The following is a 24,393-nucleotide window of genomic DNA, read 5'->3' as shown; positions in this document are numbered from 1 at the left end:
GTTCGTCATCGAGCCGTGCTCAGAAGGGGACTTCCTTGCCCTCGAAGTCGAACAGCTTGCCGGTATCGGGGGCCTTCAGTTCCTCGATCACGTCGAGCAGTTGCAACGCGGCGCGCTCGGTATCGAACAGCCGGCCGGGCTGGACATTGCCCTGGAACGGCTTGGACAGCGCGGTGTCGACCGTGCCGGGATGCAAGGCGACGACGATCGCGCGGTCGTTGCGGCGCTTCTCCTCGATCGCGATGGTGCGCACCAGCATGTTGAGCGCGGCCTTCGACGCGCGATAGCCGTGCCAGCCGCCCATCTTGTTGTCCGAAATGCTGCCAACCCGCGCCGACAAAGCGGCAAAGACGTTGCGCCCGGTCTTGGGCGTGATCGGCAGGAAATGCTTGGCGACGAGCGCGGGACCGATCGCGTTGATCGCATGGACGCGCGCCAGCCACGCCGGATCGAGCTCGCGCAACGCCTTTTCGGGGCCGTGCGCATCGTCATGCAGGATGCCGGTCGCGACGATCACCAGCGTTGGGGCAGGGCCCTTGGCGACATAAGCTGCCGCCGCCGCGATGCTCGCCTCGTCGGTGAGGTCGAGATGCTGCGCGCCCGAGCGTGACCGCGCGAAACCGTGGACGACGTCATACGCCCCTTCCTCGATCAGCGCCGCCTCGAACGCCGCGCCGATCCCGCCCGACGCGCCGATGATGACCGCCGCGCCGCTCATGACCGCGCGAACCGCCAGCGATCGGGCGTGCTCTCGGCCTTGTCGAAGCGATAGCCGTCGGTGTCGAAGCCCTTCATGTCCTCGATCTGCGTGATGCGATGCTCGCACAGCCAGCGTGCGACGAGACCGCGCGCCTTCTTGGCGTGGAAGCTGACGAAGCGCGGGCCGTCTGGGCCGGGCTCGCGGAAATCGACGTCGATCACGCGCACGCCGTCGAGCTTGCCGAGCACCGCACCGAAATATTCCTGGCTCGCGAGGTTGAGCACGACGCCCGATCCCTCCTCGGCGACCTCTTCGCGCACGGCAGCGGCGATGCGGTCGCCCCACCATTCGTAGAGGCTGGAGCGGCGTGGCGCCCAGCGCGTGCCCATCTCGAGACGATACGGCTTCATCGCGTCGAGCGGGCGGAGCAGGCCGTACAGCCCAGACAGCATCCGCACATGATCCTGCGCGAAGGCGATCGCGGGCTCGTCGAGCGTCTGCGCCTCGAGCCCGGTATAGACGTCGCCCGCAAAGGCGAACAAAGCCGGCCGCTCGGGCGCGTCGGCGAAACCGGCGAAGCGGTCGGCGTTGAGCTTCGCCAGCTTGGGCGAGATATGCATCAGCTCCGACAGCCGCTTCTGCGACAGGTTCGCCGCCGATTTGGCGAGGCTTTCGGCCTCGGCCGCAAAGCGCGGCGTCGTCGGGGTGAGGGCGGGAAGCGGACTCTCGTAATCGAGCGTCTTGGCGGGGGAGAGCAGGGCGATCATCGCCCCCGCCGTTAAGCCTCCGCCGCGAATGCGTCAAAGAGTCTCGCGACAGGGATATATCGGGTTCAAGCGGTGTTCAGTCGCGGTGACGCTATCGCCGTCGCTTGACGGTATGATGCGTGGCGTTAGAGCGGCGGCAGCAATCCGCCGCGCGGGGCCGCGCGACAATAGGAGAGTTCGACAATGAAGATGGTCTCGAAAATCGCTTTGGCTGCCACGCTCGTCGTCGGCATGAACGGCGCCGCGCTCGTCGCACCCGCGTTCGCCAAGAAGGAAAAGGCTGCCGAGGCAGCTACGCCGAGCCTGTCGAAGGAAGCGCGCGCCGCCGCCGTCGATGCGCAGACCGCGCTTGGCGCGACGCCGAAGGATCTGGTCAAGGCCGCCGCCGCGCTCGACGCGCTCGATGCCGCCGCCAAGAGCGACTATGAAAAGTATCTCGCCTCGGGCCTGCGCCTCTCGCTCGTCAATGCGCAGACTGCCGGCCAGCCCGAGACGCAGCGCGTCGCCGCGCTGACGCCGCCGCTCGACGCGATCATCGCTAACCCGGCGACGCCGAAGACCGAACTCGGCATCCGCTACGAAGAGCGCGCCGGCTTCGCTTATGCGACCAAGGATTATAAGCGCGCGGTCGAATATTACACCAAGGCGCGCGACCTCGGCTTCACCAACGAGGATTTGCAGCTGAACATCGCCCGCTCGAAGGTCGAATCGGGTGACGTCGCGGGCGGCGCCAACGATCTCGAAGCCGCGGTCAAGGCCGAGAAGGCCGCGGGTAAAAAGGCCCCTGAAGCCTGGTACAAATACGCCTTCACGCGCCTGACCAAGGCCGGCCTGACCGAGCAGGCCGATGCCTGGACCGCGGCCTGGCTGACCGAATATGGCACCGCCCCGAACTGGCGCGGCGCGATCTACACCTTCGGCTTCCAGGGCCCGGCGGCGGTCAAGTACAGCAAGAACCGGATCGATCTGTTCCGCCTGCTGTGGGCGACCAAGAGCCAGGCCGGTCAGCGCGAATATATCGATTATGCCGATGCCGCGCTGACGATCGGCCTGCCGAACGAAGCGAAGACCGTGATCGACGAAGGCTTCGCATCGGGCGTGATCCCCAAGGGCAACGTCACCGGGACCGAGCTGCTGACGCGCGCCAAGACCGGGATCGCGGGCAGCTCCTCGCTCGCCATCAAGGAAAAGAACGCGATGGGCGCGCCGAAGGGCGATCTCGCGCAGCAGGCGGGCGATGCCTATTTCGGCACGCGCAACTACGCCAAGGCGATCGAGATGTATCGCCTGTGCGAGACCAAGGGCGCGCCTGACGCCGACCGCAACAACCTCCACCTCGGCATGGCGCTTGCGCTGTCGGGCGATCGTGCCGCTGCCAAGACGACGCTCGCCAAGGTTTCGGCCGAGCCCAACAAGGCGATCGCGCGGTTGTGGACGGTGTTCGTCGATGCGCCGCCTACGGCTGCATAACGACGTCCAAGACGTGAAGCGAAAAGGGCGGCCCGCGGGCCGCCCTTTTTGTTTGCGCCGTAGATGGCGCCCGGCCCAACCGGGGGAGCGGATCGCCGCTCCCCGGCCAGCGGGTTACCAAGTCAGGCCGATGCGCCCGTAGACGTAGCGGCCGTTGAAGCCGAACGGCGAATAATAGGGGAAGCCAACCAGCCCGGTGCTGTTGAGCGCCGTTCCGACCGACGATGTCACCTTCACATAGTCGGGATAGGTGTCGAACAGATTGTTCGCGCCGACCGCCACGTTGAGGTTGCGGATCACCTGATAGCGCGCCTCGAGATCGAAGATCGTGTGACGCCCGGTATGGATGTCGTTCGCTGCCAGGCCATTGCCGCTGCTCGGCTGCGTGACGTCGCCATAATAAGACGCGCGCGCGGTGAGCCCGAGCTTCGCCAGCGACCAGTCGATCGTGCCGACGACCTTCTCGCGCGGGGTGCCCTGTTCGATCGAGACGATCCGCTGGCGCGTGAACAGCGCCTGGGTCGAGCTGGTCGAGACGCCGTTGACGAGCGCGGTGATCGTGGTGTTGCCCGGGAAACTGGTCACCTTGATGTCGTTGAAATTCGCCGCGGCGGTTAGGTCGAACGTGCCCGCGGACGGGGTCGCCTTGCGGTAGTGCGCGACGATATCGATGCCCTTGGTGGTCGAACGGATGCCGTTGAGCAGGAAGCGCCCGGCCGACACGTTGTACGGCGCGAGCAGCGCCGCGACGACGGTGCCGCTGAGATTTTCCGACAGCGCGATCTGGTCGCGCAGCTTGATCTGATAGGCATCGACCGACAGATCGAACCCGCCGCTGCGCAGCACGATGCCCGCCGACAGGTTGCGCGACTTCTCCGCCTGAAGCTGCTTGCCGCCGAGCGCGAGGCCGACCGCGCTGGTCGAGGGGAACAGCCCGGTCTCGACGATCGCCCCGCCGGTGTTGAGCACCGACGAGGTCGAGGTGAAGAACTGCTGCTGGAGCGACGGTGCGCGGAAGCCGGTCGAGGCCGCACCGCGCAGCGCGATCCACGGCGCGAAATCATAGCGCGCGCTGAGCTTGCCGGTCGCGGTCTCGCCGAAGTCCGAATAGCTTTCGCCGCGCACCGCCGCGCCGATCGTCAGTTGGTCGATCGGCTTGGCCTCGAGATCGAGATAGCCCGAGACATTGTCGCGGTGCTTGCTGATGACGTTCGACGGCTGGAAGCCGGGAAAGCCCTGCGCGCCGCCGCCGAGCGTCGAGCTCGCGCCGGGCGCGCGGTTGTACGAGGCCGGCTCGCCCGCGCCGATGCGGAAGCCCTCGCGGCGATATTCGAGGCCCCAGGCGATGTTGATCGTGCCCTGGCCGAGCGGCTGCTCGCGCGACACGTCGATCCCGCCGACCAACTGGTCGTAGGTCAGCTTACCGTCGTAGAAGCTGGTCTTCGACGCGGCGCCGTAGGTCGCGTTGCCCGAGTTGCGCGTTTCGAAATTGAGCTGGTTGCGGCCGTACGAGACGTTGAAATCGACTTTCCAGCCCGACAGTTCGCCGCGAATGCCGCCGGTTGCGGTGAGATCGTTCGATTCGACTGCGATCAGCGGGGTGAAGCCGTCGGGATAGAGGCTGGCGAGCGCGGCGGCGCTGGCATTGGCATCGGTCCCGCCATTGATGCGCGGAGTTGCCGCGCTGACGCTGTCGCGATGCTGGTATCCGCCGAAGCCGTAGAGCGTCCAGCCGCTGTCGCCGAGCGGCTTCGCTGCGTTGACGAAGCCGGTATATTGCTCGACCGCGGGATCGCCGAAGCGCGAGCGCACGCGAATCGGCGTCTTGCGCGGATCGAAATCACCACGGCTGGTCGCGCCGCGGTTGAGATATTCGGCCGAGACGGTGAGGAAGCCGTCCGAGCCCAGCCCGATGCCCTGCCAGCCCGATGCCGTCACGGTCTTGCCGTCATGCTCGCTGCGTTGTCCGCGCGCGGTCGTCACGTCGGTGATCGTCTGGCCATAGGTGACCGTCGCGCCGCCGCCGGTGCGCGCTTCGCGCAGCCGCAGGTTGACGACGCCGGCGATCGCGTCCGAGCCATATTGCGCCGCCGCGCCATCGCGCAGCACTTCGATCCGGTCGAGCGCGACCGAGGGGATCGTGTTGAGATCGACCGCCGCCGAGCCACGGCCGACCGAGCCGTTGGTGTTGAGCAGCGCCGAGGTATGCGCGCGCACGCCGTTGATCAGCACGAGCGTCTGGTCGGGCGACAGGCCGCGCAGCGTCGCGGGACGGATCGAATCGGTGCCATCGACCGCGGCCGAGCGCGGGAAATCGATCGACGGGACGACCGCGGCGAGCGAGGCGGCGAGCTCGGTCGTGCCCTGGCGCTGGAGCGTGGTCGCGCTGAGCACGTCAATCGGCGAGACACTGCCGAGCCGGGTGCGGCCGCTGGTGCGCGTGCCGGTCACGACGATGTCGCTCGGCTCGCTTGCGGCGGGTGTCGCGTCCGCGGCGGCGGGCGTCGGGGCGGCCTGCGCGTGCGCCGATGCCGCCGTGGCGATGGCGAGCGTGGAGGCGGCTACGGCGAAGAGCGGCCGGAGATTGGTCATGGTCGGGTCCCTTTGGTCAATGCGAAGCTACACAGCGTTATGACGCTTTTGTGACGGCCCTCTGGCAGATCACGCGCGCGTGTGGCGCAAAGAAATGCGTTGTGGCGGTTTAATAAAAGTGGCCCGACACCGAAGTGCCGGGCCGAGGTGCGCGCGGGAGCTTACCCTGCGTGTCGGTTGTCCACGGTGGCGTGGAATCTCTAGAGCGCGTTGCTCCCGTTATCGGCGGCGTCGAGCGGTGCCGATCCGTTGCTGGCGAGCGAATCGTTGCCGAAGCCGTCGACCGTTCCGCTATTGGCGTCGAGCGCGGTGGCGTTCAGGTCGGTTTCGTTGACGATCGCGGTGTTCGCGGCATCGTCATGCTTGGCGCAGGCGGAGACCGCCAGAAGTGCTGTGGCGAGCATGGGAACCAGCAGGAGAGACTTGCGCATTATTACCCTTTCTTTGGTGGTAAGGCGTTCATCGGGCAGCCGCCGCACTGCGCAGCGACGTACCGATCAGGGAAAAGAAGGCGCGGCTCTCGCGTGACTGCTCGACGTCCCATTCGGGATGCCATTGCACCCCGAGCACGTCGGCGCCGCATGGTCGGGCCCGCACCGCTTCGATCAGCCCATCGTCGGCGGTCGCCTCGACCTGCAGCCCGGCGCCGAGTCGGTCGATGCCCTGTTCGTGGACCGAATTGACCGACATCCGCCGCCGCCCAAGCGACTCCGCGAGCAGGCCGCCGGCGCTGAGCTCGACATCGTGGCAATGCCCGAACATCTCCTTGTAGCAGCCATCCCACGAGCCGCGATGATGCTCCCCACGGCATGCCGCGCTCGACAGCGTTCCGCCGAACAGCACGTTGATCTCCTGCAGTCCGCGGCAGATGCCGAACACGGGCTTGCCCGCCTCGATCATCGCCTCGGCCAGCGCGAGCGCGACCGCGTCGCGATCGGGGTCGCTCGACTGATCGGCGGGGAGCGGCGCGCCGCCATAGCGTTCGGGTGAGACGTTCGAGCGGGAACCGGTCAGCAACAGCCCGTCGAGCAGCGGCGTCAGCGTGGCGATCGTCGCATCGTCGCGCACTGCGGGGACGAGGATCACCGCAGCCTCGGAAAAGCGCGACAGCGGCGCGATGAAGCGTGTGGCGACGGTCTGGACCGGCCGACCAAGCGCCTCGTTACAGCATAGCAGCCCGATGACGGGACGCGGGGCCGGGCGGGGCAGGCCGCTCTGGGGTCGTGGCAGGGTCACTGTGCCGCTGCCCGCTGGAGCACGTCGCGCAGGTCGAGGCCCGCAGCGTGATCGAGCCGGACCGCCTCGGGCTGCACCAGGACGCTGTCCTCGGCCACGTCGGACAGCAGCCAGACATTGCCGCCGATCGTCGAACGCGCGCCGATCGTGACGCGGCCGAGGATCGTCGTGCCGGCATAGATCACGACGTCATCGCCGATGATCGGGTGGCGGGCGTGGCGCTGGCGGACATCGTCGTGCGTCAGCCCGACCGGGCTGCGCGCGCCGAGCGTGACATGCTGATAGAGCCGCACGCGCGCGCCGACGATCGCGGTCTCGCCGATCACGACGCCGGTGCCGTGATCGATGAAGAAGCTCTCGCCGATCGTCGCGCCGGGGTGGATGTCGATCCCGGTGCGCTCGTTGGCGATCTCCGAAAGGACGCGCGCGACGATCGGTGCGCCGAGATTGTGGAGTTCGTGCGCGATGCGGTGGTGGAGGCTGGCGATCGCGCCGGGGTAGCAGACGAGGATCTCATCGACGCTGCGCGCCGCGGGATCGCCGAGGAACGCGGCCTCGACATCGCTATCGACCAGGCGGCGGATATCGCCGAGCGTGGCGGCGAACAGCCGCGCGATCGTCGCGGCATGGTCGGGCTCGAACGCGCCGGCTTCGTGCTGCCAATAGCCTATTTCGGCGCCGATCTCGCGTTCGAGCGCGGTCAGCGCGGCGAGCAGCTTGGCGACGACGAATCCGTCTTCCGCGTCGGCGGTCCCGCGGAACTGGCCGAGCCGGCGCGGATAGAGCGCGGCCGACAACAAAGCGACGACCTGTTCGAGCGCGGCGCGCGACGGGAAGCTCGCCGTGTCGCGCGCTTCGTCCTGCCGCCCGCGCCACGCATCGCGCGCGGCGCGCAGATCGGCGACAGCGTCACCGACCGGTGACGATGCGGCCGGCACGGCCTGAGGCGGATACGAAAATGCGGACCTGGTCGTCATTGCTGCCTCCACGACCGAGCATATCCTATCATTCGGATAGGGTATGAAAGAATTGCTACGATCGCGGCAAGCAGACCTTTGCGGCGTTGCTAACCGCGTGCGATCGCGGGGCCGGCATCCGCCACGCCGCCGCTCTGGCGGACGCTGACGATCACCGCGATCAGCCCCAGCGCCGATGACGCAGCGCCTGCCAGCGCGACCGCGGGATAGCCGAGCCCGAGCGCGATCACCCCACCGCCCAGCGCCGCGCCGATCGCATTGCCCAGGTTGAAGGCGCCGATATTGACCGCCGAAGCGAGGTTGGGCGCATCGGCCGCCGCGTGCATCACGCGCACTTGCAGCGGCGGCACGAGCGCAAAGCTGGCGACGCCCCACGCGAAGATCAGGATCGCGGCGGGGGCCTTGAACGGCATCAGCAGCGCGAAGGCGATCAGGATCAGCGTCAGCGCGGCGAGCGTGACGATCAGCGTCCGATCGACCGAGCGATCGGCGAAGCGCCCGCCGAGCCAATTGCCGAGCGTCAGCCCGACGCCGTAGGTGACGAGCATCGCGGTGATGAAGCCGAGCGAGGCATGCGTCGCATCGCGCAGGATCGGCGTGATATAGGTGAATACCGTGAACATCGCGCTCGCCCCTACGACGGTAAGGCCGAGCGCACCGAGCACGACACCGCGGCGCAGCACGCGCAGCTCCGCCATTGCGTTGCCACCCGTGGGCGCAGGCAAAGCGGGGAGTGTCGACCGCAGCGCGACCATCGTCACCACGCCGAGCCCGGTGATCCCCCAGAACGCCGCGCGCCAGCCGAGTGCAGCACCCGCCCAGGTCGCCAGCGGCACGCCGACGACATTGGCGATCGTGAGCCCCATGAACATCGCCGCGACCGCGCCCGCGCGGCGCTCGGGTGCAACGAGGCTCGCCGCGACGATCGACCCGACCCCGAAGAACGCGCCATGGTTGAACGAGGTGAGCACCCGCGCCGCCATCAACATCCCATAGCTGTCCGACAGCGCCGCGAGCAGGTTGCCGAGCGTGAAGATCCCGGCGAGCACGATCAGCAGCGTGCGCCGCGGCAAACGCCCGGTCGTCAGCGTCATGATCGGCGCGCCGATCACGACGCCGAGCGCATAGGCGCTGATCAGCAGACCCGCGGACGGGATCGACACGCCGAGATCGCCGGCGATCACCGGCAGCAGCCCCATCGGCGCGAATTCCGTCACGCCGATCGCGAACGCACCGACGGAGAGAGCGAGTAGCCCGAGATTGTATTTCATCGGATCAAAGTCCCAAAGCGGATGTGGCGTGCGGAGCCGATACTGCGGCGTGCCGATTGGCCATGTCCGTGTCCCTGTTGTGTGAGCCGCCTAAGTGGACCCGGCGGGGGCAGTTGATTAGGAGCAGATGTCGCGAAGGATTTTTGACATGGAAGCAAAGATGGCTGCCGGTGCCGATCGTGCCCGCGCGCTCGAAGTGTTCGCTGCGGTTATGGGCGAGGGCAGTTTTTCAGGTGCGGGACGGGCGCTCGGCCTGACACCGTCGGCGGTGGCGCGCGCGGTCGATCGGATCGAGGCGCGGCTCGGCGTGCGCCTGTTGCTGCGCTCGACGCGCGCCCTCACGCCGACCGCCGAGGGAGTCGCCTATCTCCAGACGGCGCGGCGGATCCTCGCCGATCTCGACGATGCCGAGCAGCAGATCGCCGATCAGGGCGCACCGCGTGGGCGGCTGCGGATCAGTGCGGCGCTGTCGCATGGGCGGCTGTGCATCGTTCCGCTGCTGGGCGACTTCGCGCAGGCCTATCCGCAGATCCTGATCGACATCGCATTGTCCGATGCGCTGATCGACGTGGCGGCGGGGCAGGCCGATGTCGCGATCCGCTTCGGTCCGCTTGCCGACAGCGCGTTGACCGCGCGCAAGCTGGGCGAAACCGGCCGCAGGATCGTCGCCTCGCCCGACTATCTCGCGCGACACGGCACCCCGATCGTGCCCGAACAGCTCCACGAGCACAATTGCCTCAATTTCAATTTCCGCCGCGTCGAACCGGTCTGGCCGTTCCGTCGCGACGGACGCGATTTCGCGCTGTCGGTGAAGGGGAATATCGAGGCCAATAATGGGGAGACGCTCGGGCAACTCGCCGCGGCGGGGGTCGGGATCGCGCGGGTGGGGGCGTTCAGCGTGGTCGAGGACATCGCGGCGGGGCGGCTGGTCGCCTTGCTCGAGCCCTATAATCCCGGCGATGTCGAAATGATCCATGCGGTGTTCGTCGGTGGCAGCAATCTGCCCGCGCGGGTGCGCGTGTTCGTCGATTTCCTGGCGGCGCGGCTTGCGCCGGTCACGCAATCTCGAGGCGCGTCGTAAGCGCCTCGAGCAGCGCATCGACCTTTGGACTGAGCTGGCGGCTGCGCGGCCAGACGAGGTGCAGCGGGAGCCCGGCCGTCGCCAGCCCGGGCAGGATCTCGACCAGCTCGCCGCGCGCGAGCTCGTCCTTGATCAGCCAGGTTGCCAGCTGCGCGATCCCGAACCCCGCCTTGACCGCGCCGACTTGCGCCTCGGCGCTGCCGAGCACGATCCGCCCGTCCATCGTGCGCTGCGCGATCGCGCCCGCGGCATCGGCGAAGCGCCAGTCGATCGTGCTGCCATCGGTGCGGCCGTAGAGAATGCAGTCGAACGCGGCGAGCGCCTCGGCCGAAGCCGGCGTCCCGCGGCGCTCGAGATAGCCGGGTGCGGCGCAGAAGATCACGCGCTCGCGCCCGAGATAGCGATGCCCGAGATTGTCCGCCCAGGCCTCCGACCCGCCGATCCGGATCGCGACGTCGACGCCTTCCTCGACGATGTCGACGACGCGATCGGTGAACGTCACGACCGGGCGGACACCGGGATGCTGCTCGGCAAAGGCGAGCAGCACCGGCATCACCTGCATCCGCCCGAACGCCACGGGCACATCGAGCTTGAGCCGCCCGACGATTTCCGAGCGTTGCGCGGCGAGCACCGCCTCGGCGTCGGCGAGGTCGCCGAGCACGCGTGCGCAGGTTTCGTAAAAGGCGGCACCGGCATCGGTCAGTGCGAGCCGCCGCGTCGTGCGGTCGAACAGGCGACTGCCGAGCCGCGCCTCGAGCCGCGCGACGCTCTTGCTGACCGCCGAGTTGGTCAGGTTGAGGCGGGCGCCGGCGGCGGTGAAGCTGCCGGCATCGGCCGCACAGACAAAGGCTTCGATGCCCTTGAGGCGTTCGGATGGGATCACGCTGGCGCTCCATTCTGGAATTTATGTCGCACCATAGGCGAAAAAATGCCGTGCGGCCCGAAATTCCGTCGTGCGTTACAGGCGGCTCAACAGGAGCCCCATCTATGTCGTCCGTCCATCCCCTTCATGCCGCGCCGCCGGCCGCCGGAACCGCGGGGCGCGGGCTCGCGGTGCTGTTGCTGGCGATTTCCGCCTTCGTGATCGTCACGACCGAATTCATCATTGTCGGGCTGCTGCCGAGCCTCTCGCGTGACCTCGGCATCTCGATCTCGACCGCGGGGCAGCTCGTCACGCTGTTCGCCTTCACCGTGATGCTGGCGGGACCGTTCCTGACGGCGTTGCTGTCGCATTTCGAGCGCAAGCGGCTGTTCGTCACGATCCTGGTGATCTTCGCGGGCGCCAATGCGCTGGCGGCGGCGGCGCCCGATATCTGGGTGCTGGGTCTTGCGCGCTTCCTTCCGGCCCTCGCATTGCCGGTGTTCTGGGGTACGGCGAGCGAGACCGCGGGCGAGCTCGCCGGGCCCGAAAAGGCCGGCAAGGCGGTTGCCAATGTCTATCTCGGGATTTCGGGTGCGATGGTGCTCGGCATTCCCATCGGCACGCTCGCTTCGACCGCATTTGGTTGGCGCGGGACCTTTTGGGGGCTGGCCGGGCTGTCGCTGGTGATGGCGGTGTTGCTGTTCGTGGTGATGCCTACGCTCGCCCGGCCGGCGCGGGTCAAGCTCGCCGAGCAGGCGCGGATCCTCAAGGACCCGTATTTCCTCGGCAACGTCGTGCTGTCGGTGATCGTTTTCACCGCGATGTTCACGGCCTACACCTATCTCGCCGACACGCTCGAGCAGGTCGCCAGGATCCCGGTCGGGCAGGTCGGCTGGTGGCTGATGGGCTTCGGCATCGTCGGGCTTGGCGGCAATTGGCTCGGCGGGCAGTTCGTCGGGCGTGGGCCGTTGATGGTGACGGCGGTGACGTCGTTGGTGCTCGCGATCGGCATGGCAGCGACGACGCTCGTCGCCGGCACGCATATCTGGCTCGCGGTGGCGATCGCGGTGTGGGGTATCGCCAATACTGCGCTCTATCCGATCTGCCAGGTGCGCGTGATGCAGTCGGCGAGCCATGCGCAGGCGCTCGCCGGAACGCTCAACGTGTCGATGGCCAATGCCGGGATCGGGCTTGGCGCGATCATCGGTGGGTCGGTGATCCAGCATTTGGGGCTCGGCACGGTCGGCTATGTCGCCGCCGCGATCGCCGTGCTTGCCGCGATCGTCGCGGCGCTGGTCGGTCGGCTCAAGCCCGTGAGTGCCGCCGCCTAGCCATATCGCGTCCTTGCGCGTTTGCCCGTTATAGGAGTTTCCCATGAGCAAAGTTTCGATCACCACCGATTACGCCGCGCGCGATGCCAGCATCGTGATCAACAGCTACACCACCGTGCTGCGCCGCCCCCGCGTGCCGCACGACGTGTTCGCGACCTATTGGCGCGACGTCCACGGTCCGCTGTGTTCGCGCATTCATGGGCTCGCCTGGTACGTCCAGAACCATTTCGACCGCGAGCAGGATGCACATCTCTGGCCCGCGATCGAGGGGATTGCTTCGTTCCCCGACTACGAGCTCGACGGTGGCGTGGAGATCGGCTTCGCCTCGGCGGACGACCAGAGCGTGTTCAACGACGCGAGTTCGATCCTCTTCGCCGACGAGCAGAACATGTTCGCGGCGACGGTCGCTTATGCGCTGCCCGACGGCTCGCGCACCTTGGTCGATCGCTCGCCCGATCCGGTCCCGAATGGCAATGACGGGATCGATCGCATCCACGTGCATCTCGGAGCGGCGGGGGCCGACGCGGAGGCGTTCGGCGCTTTCATGACGGGCTTTGCAGAGGCGCTCGCGGCGGAGCCAGCGGTGCTCAAGCTGCGGCTGCATCTGCCCGAGGCCTATGACAATGCCGAGCCGGCACCGCCCGCGCCCAATGTCGACCATCTCGTCCCGCCCGAGCGGTCGCTCATTGCCGTGGTCGAGATCGCCTTCGAGACACCGATGACGCGGCGCGCGTTCTTTGAAACCGAGGCGTTCCGCGCGACGATCGACGGTCAGAAGGCGCATATCGCCTATGCCTCGGCATTCGCCGTGAGCGGAGTCTATACCTATGTCCGCGACAAGACGCTCACCATCGCGGGCCTGCGCGGCAGCCGCGCGGCGCAGCTGATCGAGCGGCTCGGCGCGAACAACCAGGTCGCGGACGACGTCTGCGACCTGATCCGCACCGGCTCGCTCTCCTAAACGCAAACGGGGCCGGCACTGGGCCGGCCCCGCCACCGATCAGGCGGTCTGCTCGGCGAGCGCCGGATAGTCGGTGTACCCCTTCGCCCCGCCGCCATAGAGCGTCGCCTGATCGATCGTGTTGAGCGGCGCGTGCTGCTTGAAGCGCTCGACCAGATCGGGATTGGCGATGTACGGCTGCCCGAACGCGACCAGATCGGCAGCACCCGACTCGATCGCCGTGGTCGCGAGCTCGAGCGTGTAGCCGTTGTTCGCCATATAGGTGTTGGCGAAGCGGCGGCGCAGCGACGTATAATCGAACGGCGCGAAATCGCGATCGCCCCCCGTCGCACCCTCGATCACATGCAGATACACCAGGTCGAGCGCGCTCAGCACATCGACGATGTAATCGAACAGCGGCTGTGGGTTGCTGTCCGAGATGCCGCTCGCGGGCGAGACCGGCGAGATGCGGATGCCGGTGCGATCGGCACCGACTTCGGCGACGACCGCCTTGGTCACCTCGAGCATCAGCCGTGCGCGGTTCTCGATGCTGCCACCGTAAGCGTCGGTGCGGTGGTTGGCGCCGTCCTTGGCGAACTGGTCGAGCAGATAGCCGTTCGCGCCGTGCACCTCGACCCCGTCAAAGCCAGCGCGGATCGCATTGGCGGCGGCGCGGCGGAAATCCTCGACCACGCCGGGGATCTCGTCGAGGTCGAGCGCGCGCGGCGTCGAGGTGTCGACGAAGGCGTTGCCGACGAAGGTCTTCGCCTCGGCGCGGATCGCGGAGGGCGCGACGGGGGCGCCGCCGTTTTCCTGCAGATCGACATGCGAGATGCGTCCGACATGCCACAATTGCAGGAAGATCTTGCCGCCTGCGGCGTGGACACGATTGGTCACGACGCGCCAGCCCTCGACCTGCGCCTCGGTGTAGATGCCGGGCGTATCCTGATAGCCCTGGCCCTGCTGCGTGACCTGCGTCGCCTCGGCAATGAGCAGGCCGGCGGTGGCGCGCTGCGCGTAGTAATCGGCGGCGAATGGGCCGGGGACGAAACCCGCCGCGGCGCGGTTGCGGGTAAGCGGGGCCATCACGATGCGGTTGGCGAGCGGGATCGCGCCGAGCGTGTAGCTGTCGAACAGGGTAGTCATAGGGACGTCTCTTTCGGTCGGTGAGGGGATCAGGCGGCGGCGATTTCGCGCAGCGCCCGCTCGAACAGTTCGGGCGGCTGGCCGCCCGAGATCAGGTGGCGATCGTTGATGACAATCGCGGGGACGGAGGTGATGCCGCGCGACTGCCAGAGCTGCTCGGCGGCGCGGACCTCGTGCGCATAGGTGTCGCTCGCCAGGATCTCGGCGGCGCGCACGGGATCGAGCCCGACCTTCTCGGCAAGCGCGACCAGGACGTCATGGTCCGACGGATCCTGCTGATCGGTGAAATAGGCTTGGAACAAGGCGCGCTTGAGTGCGGCCTGCTTGCCTTCGAGCTCGGCCCAATGGAGCAAGCGGTGCGCGTCGAACGTGTTGTAGATGCGGCTGTCAGCGCCCGTCGCCATCGTAAAACCGAGATCGGCCGCGCGTTCGCGAATCGTCGCGCGGTTGGCGGCGGACTGCTCGGGCATCGCGCCATATTTCTCGGCGATATGTTCGCCGATATTCTGCCCGTCCTTGCCCATTTGCGGGTTGAGCTCGAACGGCTGGAAGGTGATCTCGGCAGCGACCACGTCGCTGGTCCGCGCGAGCGCTTCCTCGAGCCCGCGCAGGCCGATGATGCACCACGGGCAGGACACGTCGGAAACGAAATCGATCTTAATCGGCTTGGGCATGAGGCATCACCTGCAGCTATTGGGTCGGAGAGCGATGTGGGGGTTGGGCGCCGGAAATACACGGGTCGGGAACTACTTGTTTTCAATTAAATTGCGCACAATATAAAAGCTCCCTTCGATCCTCGTTTCAGGAGAACCATGATGAGCACGCTCTACAGCACCAAGGTAACCGCGGTCGGCGGCCGCAGCGGCACGATCCGCAGCGACGACGGCCTGCTTGATCTGCAGCTCGCCATGCCGACCGCACTCGGCGGCAAAGGCGGGGCGACCAATCCCGAGCAGCTGTTCGCCGCGGGCTATGCTGCCTGCTTCGAGAATGCTGTGATCCATGTCGGCCGCAGCAAGCCGCAAAAGATCAAGGATGACGACATCCTCGTCGTCGCCGAAGTCGGCCTGTCGCCCAATGCTTCGGGTGGCTTCGTGCTGTCGGTCGCGCTCGACGTGACTATCACCGGACTCGACCAGGCCGCTGCCGAGGCGCTCGTTGCAGAAGCGCATGCGGTGTGCCCCTATTCGAACGCGGTAAAGGGCAATATCGACGTCAAGATCACCGTCACCACCAAGTGAGCGGGGAAGGGGCGGCAATGCGCGACGACATGGATTTCCTGCGGCTCGATCTGCAGGTCTGTTTCCCGCTTTACGCCGCCTCGAACCTGTTCGGCCGGCTCTATCGCCCGGTGCTCGCCAGGCTCGGGCTCACCTATCCGCAATATCTGGTGATGCTCGTGCTGTGGGAGCAGGCGCCGCAAAGCGTCGGCGCACTCGGCGAGCGGCTGCATCTCGACAGCGGGACGCTGACGCCGTTGCTCAAGCGGATGGAGGCGGCCGGACTGGTGACGCGCCAGCGCGACGCGACCGACGAACGCCGCGTGCTGGTCGGCGTGACGGCGCAGGGCGCGGCGCTCAAGGACGCCGCGCGCGCCGTTCCGGCGACATTGGCGGGCGGGCTCGGTCTGTCCGCGGACGAACTCGCCGACCTGCGGGCGACGGTGCAGCATCTGGTCGGCGTTCTCGCGACCGCCGAGGCGGAGGTCGCCTAGCGCGTTACCCGGCGGCCCGCTGGAAGCCGTCAGTGCCCGGTGGCAGCGACTGCGCTTCGGCATCGGCGATGAAGGCGAGGCACTCGGTCATCGGCATCGGCCGGGCGAGGTGATACCCCTGCATCATCTGGCAGCCGAAGGTCCGCAGCATCCGCAGATCCTCGATGCTCTCCACCCCTTCCGCGGTCACGTCGATGCGGAGCGACTGGCCGAGATTGAGCACCGCCTTGACCAGCACCTGATCACCGGCGGAATCGGTCAGCCCCGAGACGAAGCAGCGATCGATCTTGAGGCTGTCGACCTTGAGCGTGCGCAGCAGCGAGAGCGACGAATAGCCGATCCCGAAATCGTCGATCGCGATGCGGATGCCGGCCTGCGACAAGGCCTGCAGCTTGCGCGCGCAATCGGCGGTGTCGAGCGCGGTCTCCTCGGTGATCTCGATCTCTAGCGCGGCAGGCGGGAGATTGCGCTCGGCGAGTGCTGCCAGGACCATTTGATCGACCGGGAGCTGCGACATTTCGCGCGGCGAGACGTTCATCGCAACGGTGATGTGGTCGAGCCCGCGCACGCTGAGCGCGGTGATCATCGCGCAAACGCGGTCGAGGATCAGGTCCATCAGCGGCCGCGCGAAACCGGCCTTAGCGGCGGTCGCCATCAGGTCGGCGGGCATGATCCAGCCGAGCGTGGGATGCTGCCAGCGCACGAGCGCCTCGAGCCCGAAGATGCGCGTTCCGCCATCGCCGAAGATCGGCTGAAACCAGACCGACACCTCGGCCGTGCCGAGTGCCGCAGGCAGATCGCGCTCGATATCGCGCCGCAGGTCGAGCGCATCGCGCAGATCGTCGCCGAATACGGTGCAGCGGTTCCGCCCCGCCGACTTGGCGGCGTAGAGCGCGAGGTCGGCGCATGCCAGCATTTCGGGCATGTCGCTGGCGTGTGACACATGTACCCCCACACTCATCCCAACGCGCGCGACCGTCCCGAAGGTCGGGTAGGGCGCGGCGACGGCGGCGATCAGCCGATCGGCGAGGTCGACCGTCGAAATGTCGTCCGGGGTCGCCGCAAGCAGCACGGCGAACTCGTCGCCACCCCAGCGGCCCATCAGCACGTCGTCGGGCAATTCGCGGCGCAGGCGCTGCGCCACTTCGACCAGTACTTCGTCGCCGATGGTATGGCCGAACACGTCGTTGATCGCCTTGAACCCATCGAGATCGAGCAGCATCAGGCAGGTCGGCGCGCGCGTGTCCCGCGTGCTGCCCGCGGCGGCGCGCAGGAAGCCGGCGCGGTTGAGCAAGCCGGTCAGATGGTCATGATCGGCGTGATACCGCATTTCCTCGGCGGTACTCTGGGCGCTGGCATGCGCGGTTTCGAGCGAGGTGTTGAGCACCGCCATGCAATGGCCGAGCGCGCTGGCGTGGCGGAAGGCGGCCTCGGCGCGGCGTGCGGTGAGGACCAACGCCGCCAGATAGATCGCCATCGTCGCGGCGAGCATGGAACGATCGAACCCGCCGACCGCGATCAGGGCAACCGCGCTCGAGACGATCGGCGGGGTGATGAACGCGATCGGCACGCGCGCATAGGCGCCGCCATGCGACACCGCGCCGGCGGTGATGCCGCAACCGACCGCGAGGAAGAACAGCGCTTCGGGCGCGGTATACAAGCCGCAGAGCAGCGGCAGCATCGCCCAGACGCACCCGGATGCCAGCGTGATCCGCCACAGATCGCGCAGCTGCCGCTCGACCGCGGCGGGCTCGACGGGTGAGGTTGCTGCGCTGCGGTGGCCGCGCGTCGACCATTGTAGCAGCGCCCGGGCGGCATTCACGCTCGCGGACGCTAGCAGCCAGAACAGCGCCACACGCGTGTTGCCTGCGTGCCAGGCGACGGCCGCGCAGACGAGGGTGAGCAAGATGTTGATCGGCAACGCGATCGTCACGCTGCGCTGCGCAGCAACCAACTGATCGGCGCGAACGCACCACTCGGGCGACGCCTCTGCGTGCGACGCGCGCGGCACGACGAGAGATTCGCGCGGTGAGGTGAGATCGGCCATAGCTCGCTCTTGTACAGCATCCGTAACGATCGGGTAAAAAAAGCGCGGCGGACGCGAGGATGTTTCGGCCCTGATATGAAAAGGGACGTTGCGCGCCGGCACGCCCGGTGTTTGCCGATGAGGTGAATGGCGATCGGGCTTTATCGCGCGCGCCGGCTCCCTACATTCGTCCTGAAGGAGTATCGTCATGCGTATCGGGATTATCGGGTCGGGACATATCGGCGGCACATTGACGCGGCGGCTGCGCACGCTCGGCCATGACGTGCTGGTCGCCAATTCGCGCGGGCCCGAATCGCTTGCCGACCTCGCCGTCGAAACCGGAGCGCGCGCCGTCGCGATCGGGGCGGTGACGCAGGATCGCGAGCTCGTCATCGTCGCGATCCCGCTGCGCAGCATCCCCGATCTCGACCCTGCGATCTTCGCCAATGTGCCGGTGCTGGTCGATACGAGCAATTACTACCCGCAGCAGCGCGACGGCCTGATCGCCGAGATCGAGGCGGGCGAGCCCGAGAGCGGCTGGGTCGAGCGGCATCTGCGACACCCGGTGATCAAGGCGTTCAACTCGATCCATGCCGAGCATCTGTTCGGCAGCGGCGCGGCCGCCGGAACGCCGGACCGGATCGCGCTGCCGGTCTCGGGTGATGATGCCGCGACCAAGGCTACGGTCATCGCGGTGATCGACGAACTTGGCTTCGACGCGGTCGACACGGGCACGATCGCGCGGTCGTGGCGCCAGCAGCCCGGCACGCCGGCGTATGGCGCGGACCTGCCCAAGGCCGGTTTGCGCGAGGCGCTTGATCGGGCCTCGCCCGAACGCAGCGCGGAGTGGCGCGCCAAGCCTGGCAGCCCGGCCAGCTGACCGGCGATGTGCAACCGCGCGCGCCTGAGCTACGAGCCTGAAACGCTCCGCACCGATCTCGCGACGGTGTTCGAGACCGAGCGGCCGCTCGACAATCGCTTCAACCCGCGCGAGCTGATGCCGCGGGGGCGGGCCTATGTCGTTCGCGAGGAAGACGGGCGGCGCGGGCTCGATATCATGGCGTGGGATGTGCTCGGCGGCGCTGCGGCGTGGCCGATGACCAACGTGCGCAATCTCGGGATGTCGCAATGGCGCGCGCTCGCCGCCCAGCCGGAGAACCGCTGCCTCGTCCCGCTCACCGAAATCTGCGAATGGACGCCGGATGCCCACGATCTCGGCGACGGCAAGAAGCCGCTCAAGGGCGAGATGTGGTTTCAGGTGACGGACCAGCCGTTGTTCTGCGTTGCGGGCTTCTGGCAGCGCACAGCGAAGGGCAACGGCTTCACGATGGTGACGTGCGACCCCAATCCACTGGTCGCGCCGATCCATCCCAAGGCAATGGTCACGATCCTCGCGCCCGAGGATCACGAGCGCTGGCTGCGCGGGAGCTATGAGGATGTCGTCGCGCTGCAGCGGCCGTATCCGGCGGAGCGGATGACGGTCCGCGGCCCGGTGTTCCCGACGCGGCGGGATGAGATGTAGCCATCGCCGCCGTCACCCCGGCCTTGTGCCGGGGCCCACCGTGCCGCGTACGCTGAACCGGCAGTATGTGGATCACGGTGGCCCCCGGCACGAGGCCGGGGTGACGGCCGGGGTGACGGCCGGGGGGTGGGATCAGTCGGCTGCCACCTCGTCCTTCCGCTTCGCCGTGCCATCATCGCGCACCAGCCAGCGATACAGGCTCGGCAGCAGCACCAGCGTCAGCAGCGTCGAAGTGACGATCCCGCCGATCACCACGGTCGCCAGCGGGCGCTGAACCTCTGCACCTGCGCCACTCGCGATCGCCATCGGCACGAAGCCGATCGAGGCCACCAGCGCGGTCGAGAGCACCGGCCGCAACCGGTCGTGCGCGCCCTGGCGGACCGCGTCGTCGACCTCGAGCACATCGCCGTCGCGCCCATCGCGCAGGCTGTTGATATGGTCGATCAGCACCAGCCCATTGAGCATCGCGATCCCCGACAGCGCAATGAACCCGATCGCCGCGGTGATCGAAAACGGCATTCCGCGCAGCCACAAAGCCAGCACGCCGCCGGTCACCGCGAACGGGATACCGGTATAGACGATCGCCGCCTCCTTGACGCTGCCGAGCGCGGCATAGACCAACAGGAAGATCAGGATCAGCGCGGCGGGCACGACGATCGACAACCGCTTCTGCGCTGCCTCGAGCTGGTGGAACTGCCCGCCGAATTCGATGCGATAGCCCGGCGGCAGCTTGACCTGCTGCTCGACTTCGGCGCGCGCTTTCTTGACGTAACCGGCGAGATCGCTGGTCTTGAGATTGACCATCAACGCCGCACGGCGCTTGCCGCCATCGTGCAAGATCGGCTCGACCGCCCGCATCGTGCGCAGGTGCGCGACGCGCGACAGCGGCACCATTCCATATTCGCCGACACGCAGGGGGAGGGCGAGGATCGAAGCGGTATCCGCACGCAGATCCTCCTTCATCCGCACGACGATCATGTGGCGCGCTTCCTCGTGCGGGATGAAGCCCTCCTCGGTGCCCGCGATCGCATCGGTGATCGCCTTGTTGACCTCGGCGGTGTCGAGCCCGAGCCGGTTGAGCGCGGCATGGTCGAGCTCGACCACGATGCTCTTGGGGCGCCCGGCGGTCTCGAACTCGACCCCCGCCGTGCCCGGCTGCTTCTCGAGGATCGCCTTGGCCTGCTTCGCGGCCTTTTCGAGCACGTCGTAATCCTCGCCGAACACCTTGACCGAGACGTCGGCGCGGACGCCCTCGAGCATCTCGTTGAAGCGCATCTCGATCGGCTGCGCGAATTCGAACGTCTGGCCCTTATAGACCTTCCGCCCGATCCTCTCGATCCCCGCGACCAGCTCCTCCTTGGTCTTGGGCTTGCCCTCGCCGGTCGGCCAATCCTTCAGCGGCGCATAGAAGATGTAGAGGTCGTTCTCGTTCGGGGGCATCGGGTCGGTCGCGACTTCGCTCGTGCCGATCCGCGAGAAGGTGTGCGTCACCTGCGGAAACTGGCGGCGGATCTGGCGCTCGGTCTCCGCTTCGATCGCGAGGCTGCGGTCGAGCGACATGCCGACCGGGCGATAGACCATCGCGGTGATCGAGCCTTCGTCGAGCTGAGGCGTGAATTGCGAACCGAGCGTGCGGAACACGAGGAACGTCCCCGCCAGCAGGATCAGCGCGCCCAGTACCAGCAGCTTGGGATGCGCGAGCGCGCGCTCGAGCACGGGCACGTAACCGCGTTCGGCATAACCGATCAGCCCCGTCTTGCGGCCGTCGCCAGCTTCGCCAGCGGATGCGCGCAGCAGCCAGGCGGCGAGCGCGGGGACGATCGTGAAGGTCCAGATCAGCCCGGCGAAGATCGCAAGCATCACCGCCTGCGCCATCGGCTGGAACAGCTTGCCCTCGACCCCGCCGAGGCTGAGCACCGGCACATAGACCAGCGCGATGATCACGATCCCGAACAGCGTCGGGCGCGCGACCATCCGTGCCGCATCGGCGACGGTCTGGCGGCGTTCCTCGGGCGTGAGATCCTCGCCCTTGTCGCCGCGACGCTCGGCGAGCAGGCGCAGGCTGTTCTCGACCACCACGATCGCCCCGTCGACGATCAGCCCGAAATCGAGCGCGCCCAGACTCATCAGGTTTCCCGAAACGCCGATCGCGGTCATGCCCGAGACGGTGACAAGGAAGGCCAGCGGGATCACCAGCGCGACGATCAGCGCCGCGCGCCAATTGCACATCACGACGAGCAGCACGAGCGCGACGAGCAGCGCACCTTCGCCGAGATTATGCTCGACCGTCGAGATCGCGCGGTCGACCAGATCGGCGCGGCTGTACTGCCGGTCGAGCACCATGCCCTTGGGCAGCGCCGCCTGGATGTCGGGCAGCGCATCCTGCACGCGCAGCGCGACCTCGCGGCTGTTCTGCCCGACGAGCATCATCACCGTGCCGAGCACGGTCTCGCGCCCGTTCTGCGTCGCGGCACCCTGGCGCGGCGCAGAGCCTATCACGACGTTCGCCAGATCGCGGACCTGCAGCGGGAGCACGCCGGCCGCGAACTTCACCGGGATCGAGCCGATCTCGGTCGCATTGGTGACGCGCGCCTTGGTCAGGACGGTGAAGCGCTCGGGTCCGCGCACGATAATCCCGCCGCCGGCATTCTCGACATTCTTGCCGACCGCATCGGCGAGCTCGCCAGCCGTCACGCCATGCATGGTGAGGCGTGCGGGGTCGGGCTGGACGACGAATTGCTGCTCGATCCCGCCGTTCGAATTGACGTCGGCGACGCCAGTCACTGCGCGCAGCATCGGGCGCACGGTATATTCCTGCGCCTCGTACAGCTCCATCAGCTGGCGCTGCGCGTCATAGTCCTTCGGCGGGGTCTTCCATTCGAGCGTGTAATAATAGATTTCGCCCAGGCCCGTCGTGATCGGCGCGAGCTGCGGCGAGGCGCCCGGCGGGAGCTGATCGCGCACCGCCTGGATCCGCTCGGAGACGAGCTGGCGCGCGCGCAACTGGTCGGTGCCGTCCTTGTACAGCAGGGTGACCTGGCTCAGCCCCGTCTTGGTCAGCGAACGCGTTTCCTGCAGGCCCGGCTGGCCCGCCATCGCGCGTTCGATCGGCAGCGTGGCGAGCCGCTCGATCTCCTCGGGCGCGAGCGAGGGGACCATCGTGTTGATCTGGACCTGGACGCCGGTGATGTCGGGGATCGCATCGATCTTGAGCGCTGAATAAGCGCCCATGCCGATCATGGCGATCACGGCGGTGACGACCGCCACCGCGAGCCGGTGACGAGTCACCACGGCGAGCAACCAGCCGATCATCGCGCGAGCGCGGCCCCGCCGTTGAGCGCGCGCAGCTGGAGCAACGCCTCGAGTGCCTCGCGCCGCGTATCGAGCACGGCGTTGGTCGCCTCGATATAGGATTGCTGCATCTGCATGTAGACCTGCAGCGGAATCGCTCCGAGGCGATAGTTGCGATCGGCATCGGCGGCGGCGTCGGCAAAGCCCTGCGGGGTGCTGCCCGACCATTGGCCGAGCGCCTTGCGCTTGGCCTCATATTGCGCCGCCTGGTCGAACACGTCGCGCTCGATCCGGCGCTCGGCGTTGATCAGCGTGGCATTGGCCTGCGCCTGACGGCCCTGCTCGGCGGCGACGTCGCCCGCCTGACGGTTCCACACCGGCAGCGTGGTCGACAGGCGAAGCCCGTAATTGGTCTCGCGAATGTCCGAGCGGGCGCGGTCGTAATAGGGGCCGACGCCGACGATCGGGATCCGCGACTTGCGCGCGAGATCGACGCGCAGGCCCTGCTGCTCGAACTGCGCGCGCAGCGACTTCAGTTCGAAATTGTTCGCGGTCGCACTCGCCGCGAGCGCTGCACCCGAGGGAAGATCGGGCAAGCGCATGTCGGGGCGGATGATCCGGATCCGCGACGTAAACGGCGCCCCGCGCAACTGGTTGAGTTCGTACAGTGCCGAATTCGCCTCCGCGTCGGCCATCGCCGCGGTGCGCTCGGCGGTGATCGCGCCGGCCTGGAGCGACGCCGCTTCGAGCCGTGGGGCAGGGCCGGCGGGATCGCGTGCGACGAGGACGCGCGAAAGGTCCCGCATCCGCGCCGCCACGGTCCGCGCGGTGGCGGCCTTTTCGTCGGCGGCGAACAATCCGTAGCCGAGCGACCGCGCCCGCGCGGCGAGTGTAGCGTCGAATTGCTGGAGGCCGATCTTGGCGAGGTCGATCTGCCGTTCGGCGATCGCGCGGCGCAGCGCGATCCGGCCGCCGAACTCGATCGGCTGGACGATCGACACGGCATAGGTCTGCCCGTCGCCGAGCAGTGCCCCGGTATTGCGGTCGTTGGCATTCCGCTGACCGAACTCGACCACCGCTTCGGGATCCGCCCACCGTCCCGCCGCAGCGCGTTCGACGCCGGCGGTCTCGATCTGGCGCTGGTAGAATTGCCGCTCGGGATTGTTGGTGATGACGTCCTGCGCGAGCCGGTCGAGCGACAGGCCCGTCGCCTCCTGCGCCGCCGCGATCGTCGGCGTGGCAGCGAGCGCCACCGCCAGGGCAAGATTCCGCATGATCGCTCCTTCAGTCCGAGCCGCCCCCGTTAGCGACGCGGGCGTTGGCGTCGACTAAACACGAGTTCAGACAGAAAGGGTCCGCATCGGTCAAATGTGCCATGGCTGGCGCGGCCTGGGGCGTGAATCGCATCGATTGGGATCTGGGTCCCGGGCGCATCCCGGGGGCGTTGCGCTCTGTCCGGGCACACAG

Annotated in this window: 21 protein-coding genes; 8 read left to right on the top strand and 13 right to left on the bottom strand. The window is 67.6% G+C overall.

Annotation, left to right across the window (positions count from 1 at the left end; genetic code table 11):
* Positions 1-19: 19 nt before the first annotated feature.
* Both EAH76_RS07650 and yaaA read right to left on the bottom strand, forming a co-directional pair.
* Positions 20-718 carry an SDR family NAD(P)-dependent oxidoreductase gene (locus EAH76_RS07650; RefSeq protein ID WP_140849665.1) on the bottom strand — a complete coding sequence of 233 codons (699 nt, stop codon included), beginning with the start codon at positions 716-718 and terminating at the stop codon, positions 20-22.
* A complete protein-coding gene (gene yaaA / locus EAH76_RS07645; protein ID WP_140849664.1) occupies positions 715-1,467 on the bottom strand; it encodes a peroxide stress protein YaaA in 753 nt (250 codons plus the stop codon). Before yaaA ends, EAH76_RS07650 begins: the two co-directional genes overlap by 4 nt.
* Before the next feature lie 183 nt (positions 1,468-1,650).
* On the opposite strand from yaaA, the gene EAH76_RS07640 reads away from it, so the two are divergent.
* Positions 1,651-2,937, top strand: coding sequence for a tetratricopeptide repeat protein (locus EAH76_RS07640; protein ID WP_140849663.1), 1,287 nt, complete (start codon positions 1,651-1,653; stop codon positions 2,935-2,937).
* A 114-nt stretch (positions 2,938-3,051) separates the two neighbouring features.
* Here the strand turns inward: EAH76_RS07640 and EAH76_RS07635 are convergent, their stop codons facing one another.
* The 5 genes from EAH76_RS07635 to EAH76_RS07615 form a co-directional block, all read right to left on the bottom strand.
* The gene (locus EAH76_RS07635; RefSeq protein ID WP_140849662.1) at positions 3,052-5,529 is read right to left on the bottom strand and encodes a TonB-dependent receptor plug domain-containing protein; all 2,478 of its coding nucleotides are present in this window, start codon (positions 5,527-5,529) and stop codon (positions 3,052-3,054) included.
* Between the two features lie 200 nt (positions 5,530-5,729).
* Positions 5,730-5,960, bottom strand: a complete 231-nt coding sequence (locus EAH76_RS07630) for a hypothetical protein (RefSeq protein ID WP_140849661.1) — start codon at positions 5,958-5,960, stop codon at positions 5,730-5,732.
* Between the two features lie 28 nt (positions 5,961-5,988).
* Entirely contained in the window at positions 5,989-6,765 is a 777-nt protein-coding gene (locus tag EAH76_RS07625) for a gamma-glutamyl-gamma-aminobutyrate hydrolase family protein (RefSeq protein WP_241659599.1), read from the bottom strand.
* Entirely contained in the window at positions 6,762-7,742 is a 981-nt protein-coding gene (gene epsC / locus EAH76_RS07620) for a serine O-acetyltransferase EpsC (protein ID WP_140849660.1), read from the bottom strand. The genes EAH76_RS07625 and epsC overlap by 4 nt, the downstream gene beginning before the upstream one ends.
* 89 nt (positions 7,743-7,831) lie before the next feature.
* The gene (locus EAH76_RS07615) at positions 7,832-9,013 is read right to left on the bottom strand and encodes an MFS transporter (RefSeq protein WP_140849659.1); all 1,182 of its coding nucleotides are present in this window, start codon (positions 9,011-9,013) and stop codon (positions 7,832-7,834) included.
* Between the two features lie 148 nt (positions 9,014-9,161).
* On the opposite strand from EAH76_RS07615, the gene EAH76_RS07610 reads away from it, so the two are divergent.
* On the top strand, positions 9,162-10,094 hold the full coding sequence (locus EAH76_RS07610; RefSeq protein WP_140849658.1) for a LysR family transcriptional regulator: 933 nt from the start codon (positions 9,162-9,164) through the stop codon (positions 10,092-10,094).
* Here EAH76_RS07610 and EAH76_RS07605 read toward each other — a convergent pair.
* Positions 10,069-10,977 (bottom strand): LysR family transcriptional regulator, encoded by a 909-nt coding sequence (locus EAH76_RS07605; RefSeq protein ID WP_140849657.1) that lies wholly within the window; start codon positions 10,975-10,977, stop codon positions 10,069-10,071. The genes EAH76_RS07610 and EAH76_RS07605 overlap by 26 nt on opposite strands.
* Before the next feature lie 104 nt (positions 10,978-11,081).
* On the opposite strand from EAH76_RS07605, the gene EAH76_RS07600 reads away from it, so the two are divergent.
* Positions 11,082-12,287, top strand: a complete 1,206-nt coding sequence (locus EAH76_RS07600) for an MFS transporter (RefSeq protein ID WP_140849656.1) — start codon at positions 11,082-11,084, stop codon at positions 12,285-12,287.
* Between the two features lie 43 nt (positions 12,288-12,330).
* Positions 12,331-13,248 (top strand): hypothetical protein, encoded by a 918-nt coding sequence (locus tag EAH76_RS07595; protein WP_140849655.1) that lies wholly within the window; start codon positions 12,331-12,333, stop codon positions 13,246-13,248.
* A gap of 39 nt (positions 13,249-13,287) precedes the next feature.
* Here EAH76_RS07595 and EAH76_RS07590 read toward each other — a convergent pair whose 3' ends face one another.
* The gene (locus tag EAH76_RS07590) at positions 13,288-14,373 is read right to left on the bottom strand and encodes an alkene reductase (protein WP_140849654.1); all 1,086 of its coding nucleotides are present in this window, start codon (positions 14,371-14,373) and stop codon (positions 13,288-13,290) included.
* A 29-nt stretch (positions 14,374-14,402) separates the two neighbouring features.
* Complete coding sequence (locus EAH76_RS07585; protein ID WP_140849653.1) at positions 14,403-15,047, bottom strand: DsbA family oxidoreductase; 645 nt, start codon at positions 15,045-15,047, stop codon at positions 14,403-14,405.
* Between the two features lie 141 nt (positions 15,048-15,188).
* Between EAH76_RS07585 and EAH76_RS07580 the strand changes: the two genes are divergently transcribed.
* Together EAH76_RS07580 and EAH76_RS07575 are read left to right on the top strand one after the other, a co-directional pair.
* Complete coding sequence (locus tag EAH76_RS07580) at positions 15,189-15,614, top strand: organic hydroperoxide resistance protein (RefSeq protein WP_140849652.1); 426 nt, start codon at positions 15,189-15,191, stop codon at positions 15,612-15,614.
* 17 nt (positions 15,615-15,631) lie between these two features.
* The gene (locus EAH76_RS07575) at positions 15,632-16,087 is read left to right on the top strand and encodes a MarR family winged helix-turn-helix transcriptional regulator (RefSeq protein WP_140849651.1); all 456 of its coding nucleotides are present in this window, start codon (positions 15,632-15,634) and stop codon (positions 16,085-16,087) included.
* Positions 16,088-16,091: 4 nt separating this feature from the next.
* Here the strand turns inward: EAH76_RS07575 and EAH76_RS07570 are convergent, their stop codons facing one another.
* Entirely contained in the window at positions 16,092-18,134 is a 2,043-nt protein-coding gene (locus EAH76_RS07570) for a putative bifunctional diguanylate cyclase/phosphodiesterase (protein WP_140849650.1), read from the bottom strand.
* 187 nt (positions 18,135-18,321) lie between these two features.
* On the opposite strand from EAH76_RS07570, the gene EAH76_RS07565 reads away from it, so the two are divergent.
* Both EAH76_RS07565 and EAH76_RS07560 read left to right on the top strand, forming a co-directional pair.
* Positions 18,322-18,993, top strand: a complete 672-nt coding sequence (locus tag EAH76_RS07565) for an NADPH-dependent F420 reductase (RefSeq protein ID WP_140849649.1) — start codon at positions 18,322-18,324, stop codon at positions 18,991-18,993.
* Positions 18,994-18,999: 6 nt separating this feature from the next.
* Positions 19,000-19,635, top strand: coding sequence for an SOS response-associated peptidase family protein (locus tag EAH76_RS07560; protein ID WP_140849648.1), 636 nt, complete (start codon positions 19,000-19,002; stop codon positions 19,633-19,635).
* A 132-nt stretch (positions 19,636-19,767) separates the two neighbouring features.
* Here EAH76_RS07560 and EAH76_RS07555 read toward each other — a convergent pair whose 3' ends face one another.
* Positions 19,768-22,947 carry an efflux RND transporter permease subunit gene (locus EAH76_RS07555; protein WP_140849647.1) on the bottom strand — a complete coding sequence of 1,060 codons (3,180 nt, stop codon included), beginning with the start codon at positions 22,945-22,947 and terminating at the stop codon, positions 19,768-19,770.
* Entirely contained in the window at positions 22,944-24,200 is a 1,257-nt protein-coding gene (locus EAH76_RS07550) for a TolC family protein (RefSeq protein WP_140849646.1), read from the bottom strand. The genes EAH76_RS07555 and EAH76_RS07550 overlap by 4 nt, the downstream gene beginning before the upstream one ends.
* Positions 24,201-24,393 lie beyond the last annotated feature (193 nt).

It is taken from the genome of Sphingomonas glacialis (assembly GCF_006439055.1).
Lineage (GTDB): Bacteria > Pseudomonadota > Alphaproteobacteria > Sphingomonadales > Sphingomonadaceae > Sphingomonas > Sphingomonas glacialis_A.
The sequence above is the reverse complement of the archived record's forward strand: the minus strand, read 5'-3'. Positions and strand labels throughout refer to the sequence as shown.

What these genes read in the sequence shown, in the direction of transcription:
- EAH76_RS07650 (WP_140849665.1), bottom strand. Translation starts at nt 718, where the DNA reads ATGAGCGGCGCGGCGGTCATCATCGGCGCGTCGGGCGGGATCGGCGCG.
- yaaA (WP_140849664.1), bottom strand. Translation starts at nt 1,467, where the DNA reads ATGATCGCCCTGCTCTCCCCCGCCAAGACGCTCGATTACGAGAGTCCG.
- EAH76_RS07640 (WP_140849663.1), top strand. Translation starts at nt 1,651, where the DNA reads ATGAAGATGGTCTCGAAAATCGCTTTGGCTGCCACGCTCGTCGTCGGC.
- EAH76_RS07635 (WP_140849662.1), bottom strand. Translation starts at nt 5,529, where the DNA reads ATGACCAATCTCCGGCCGCTCTTCGCCGTAGCCGCCTCCACGCTCGCC.
- EAH76_RS07630 (WP_140849661.1), bottom strand. Translation starts at nt 5,960, where the DNA reads ATGCGCAAGTCTCTCCTGCTGGTTCCCATGCTCGCCACAGCACTTCTG.
- epsC (WP_140849660.1), bottom strand. Translation starts at nt 7,742, where the DNA reads ATGACGACCAGGTCCGCATTTTCGTATCCGCCTCAGGCCGTGCCGGCC.
- EAH76_RS07615 (WP_140849659.1), bottom strand. Translation starts at nt 9,013, where the DNA reads ATGAAATACAATCTCGGGCTACTCGCTCTCTCCGTCGGTGCGTTCGCG.
- EAH76_RS07610 (WP_140849658.1), top strand. Translation starts at nt 9,162, where the DNA reads ATGGAAGCAAAGATGGCTGCCGGTGCCGATCGTGCCCGCGCGCTCGAA.
- EAH76_RS07600 (WP_140849656.1), top strand. Translation starts at nt 11,082, where the DNA reads ATGTCGTCCGTCCATCCCCTTCATGCCGCGCCGCCGGCCGCCGGAACC.
- EAH76_RS07595 (WP_140849655.1), top strand. Translation starts at nt 12,331, where the DNA reads ATGAGCAAAGTTTCGATCACCACCGATTACGCCGCGCGCGATGCCAGC.
- EAH76_RS07590 (WP_140849654.1), bottom strand. Translation starts at nt 14,373, where the DNA reads ATGACTACCCTGTTCGACAGCTACACGCTCGGCGCGATCCCGCTCGCC.
- EAH76_RS07585 (WP_140849653.1), bottom strand. Translation starts at nt 15,047, where the DNA reads ATGCCCAAGCCGATTAAGATCGATTTCGTTTCCGACGTGTCCTGCCCG.
- EAH76_RS07580 (WP_140849652.1), top strand. Translation starts at nt 15,189, where the DNA reads ATGAGCACGCTCTACAGCACCAAGGTAACCGCGGTCGGCGGCCGCAGC.
- EAH76_RS07575 (WP_140849651.1), top strand. Translation starts at nt 15,632, where the DNA reads ATGCGCGACGACATGGATTTCCTGCGGCTCGATCTGCAGGTCTGTTTC.
- EAH76_RS07570 (WP_140849650.1), bottom strand. Translation starts at nt 18,134, where the DNA reads ATGGCCGATCTCACCTCACCGCGCGAATCTCTCGTCGTGCCGCGCGCG.
- EAH76_RS07565 (WP_140849649.1), top strand. Translation starts at nt 18,322, where the DNA reads ATGCGTATCGGGATTATCGGGTCGGGACATATCGGCGGCACATTGACG.
- EAH76_RS07560 (WP_140849648.1), top strand. Translation starts at nt 19,000, where the DNA reads ATGTGCAACCGCGCGCGCCTGAGCTACGAGCCTGAAACGCTCCGCACC.
- EAH76_RS07555 (WP_140849647.1), bottom strand. Translation starts at nt 22,947, where the DNA reads ATGATCGGCTGGTTGCTCGCCGTGGTGACTCGTCACCGGCTCGCGGTG.
- EAH76_RS07550 (WP_140849646.1), bottom strand. Translation starts at nt 24,200, where the DNA reads ATGCGGAATCTTGCCCTGGCGGTGGCGCTCGCTGCCACGCCGACGATC.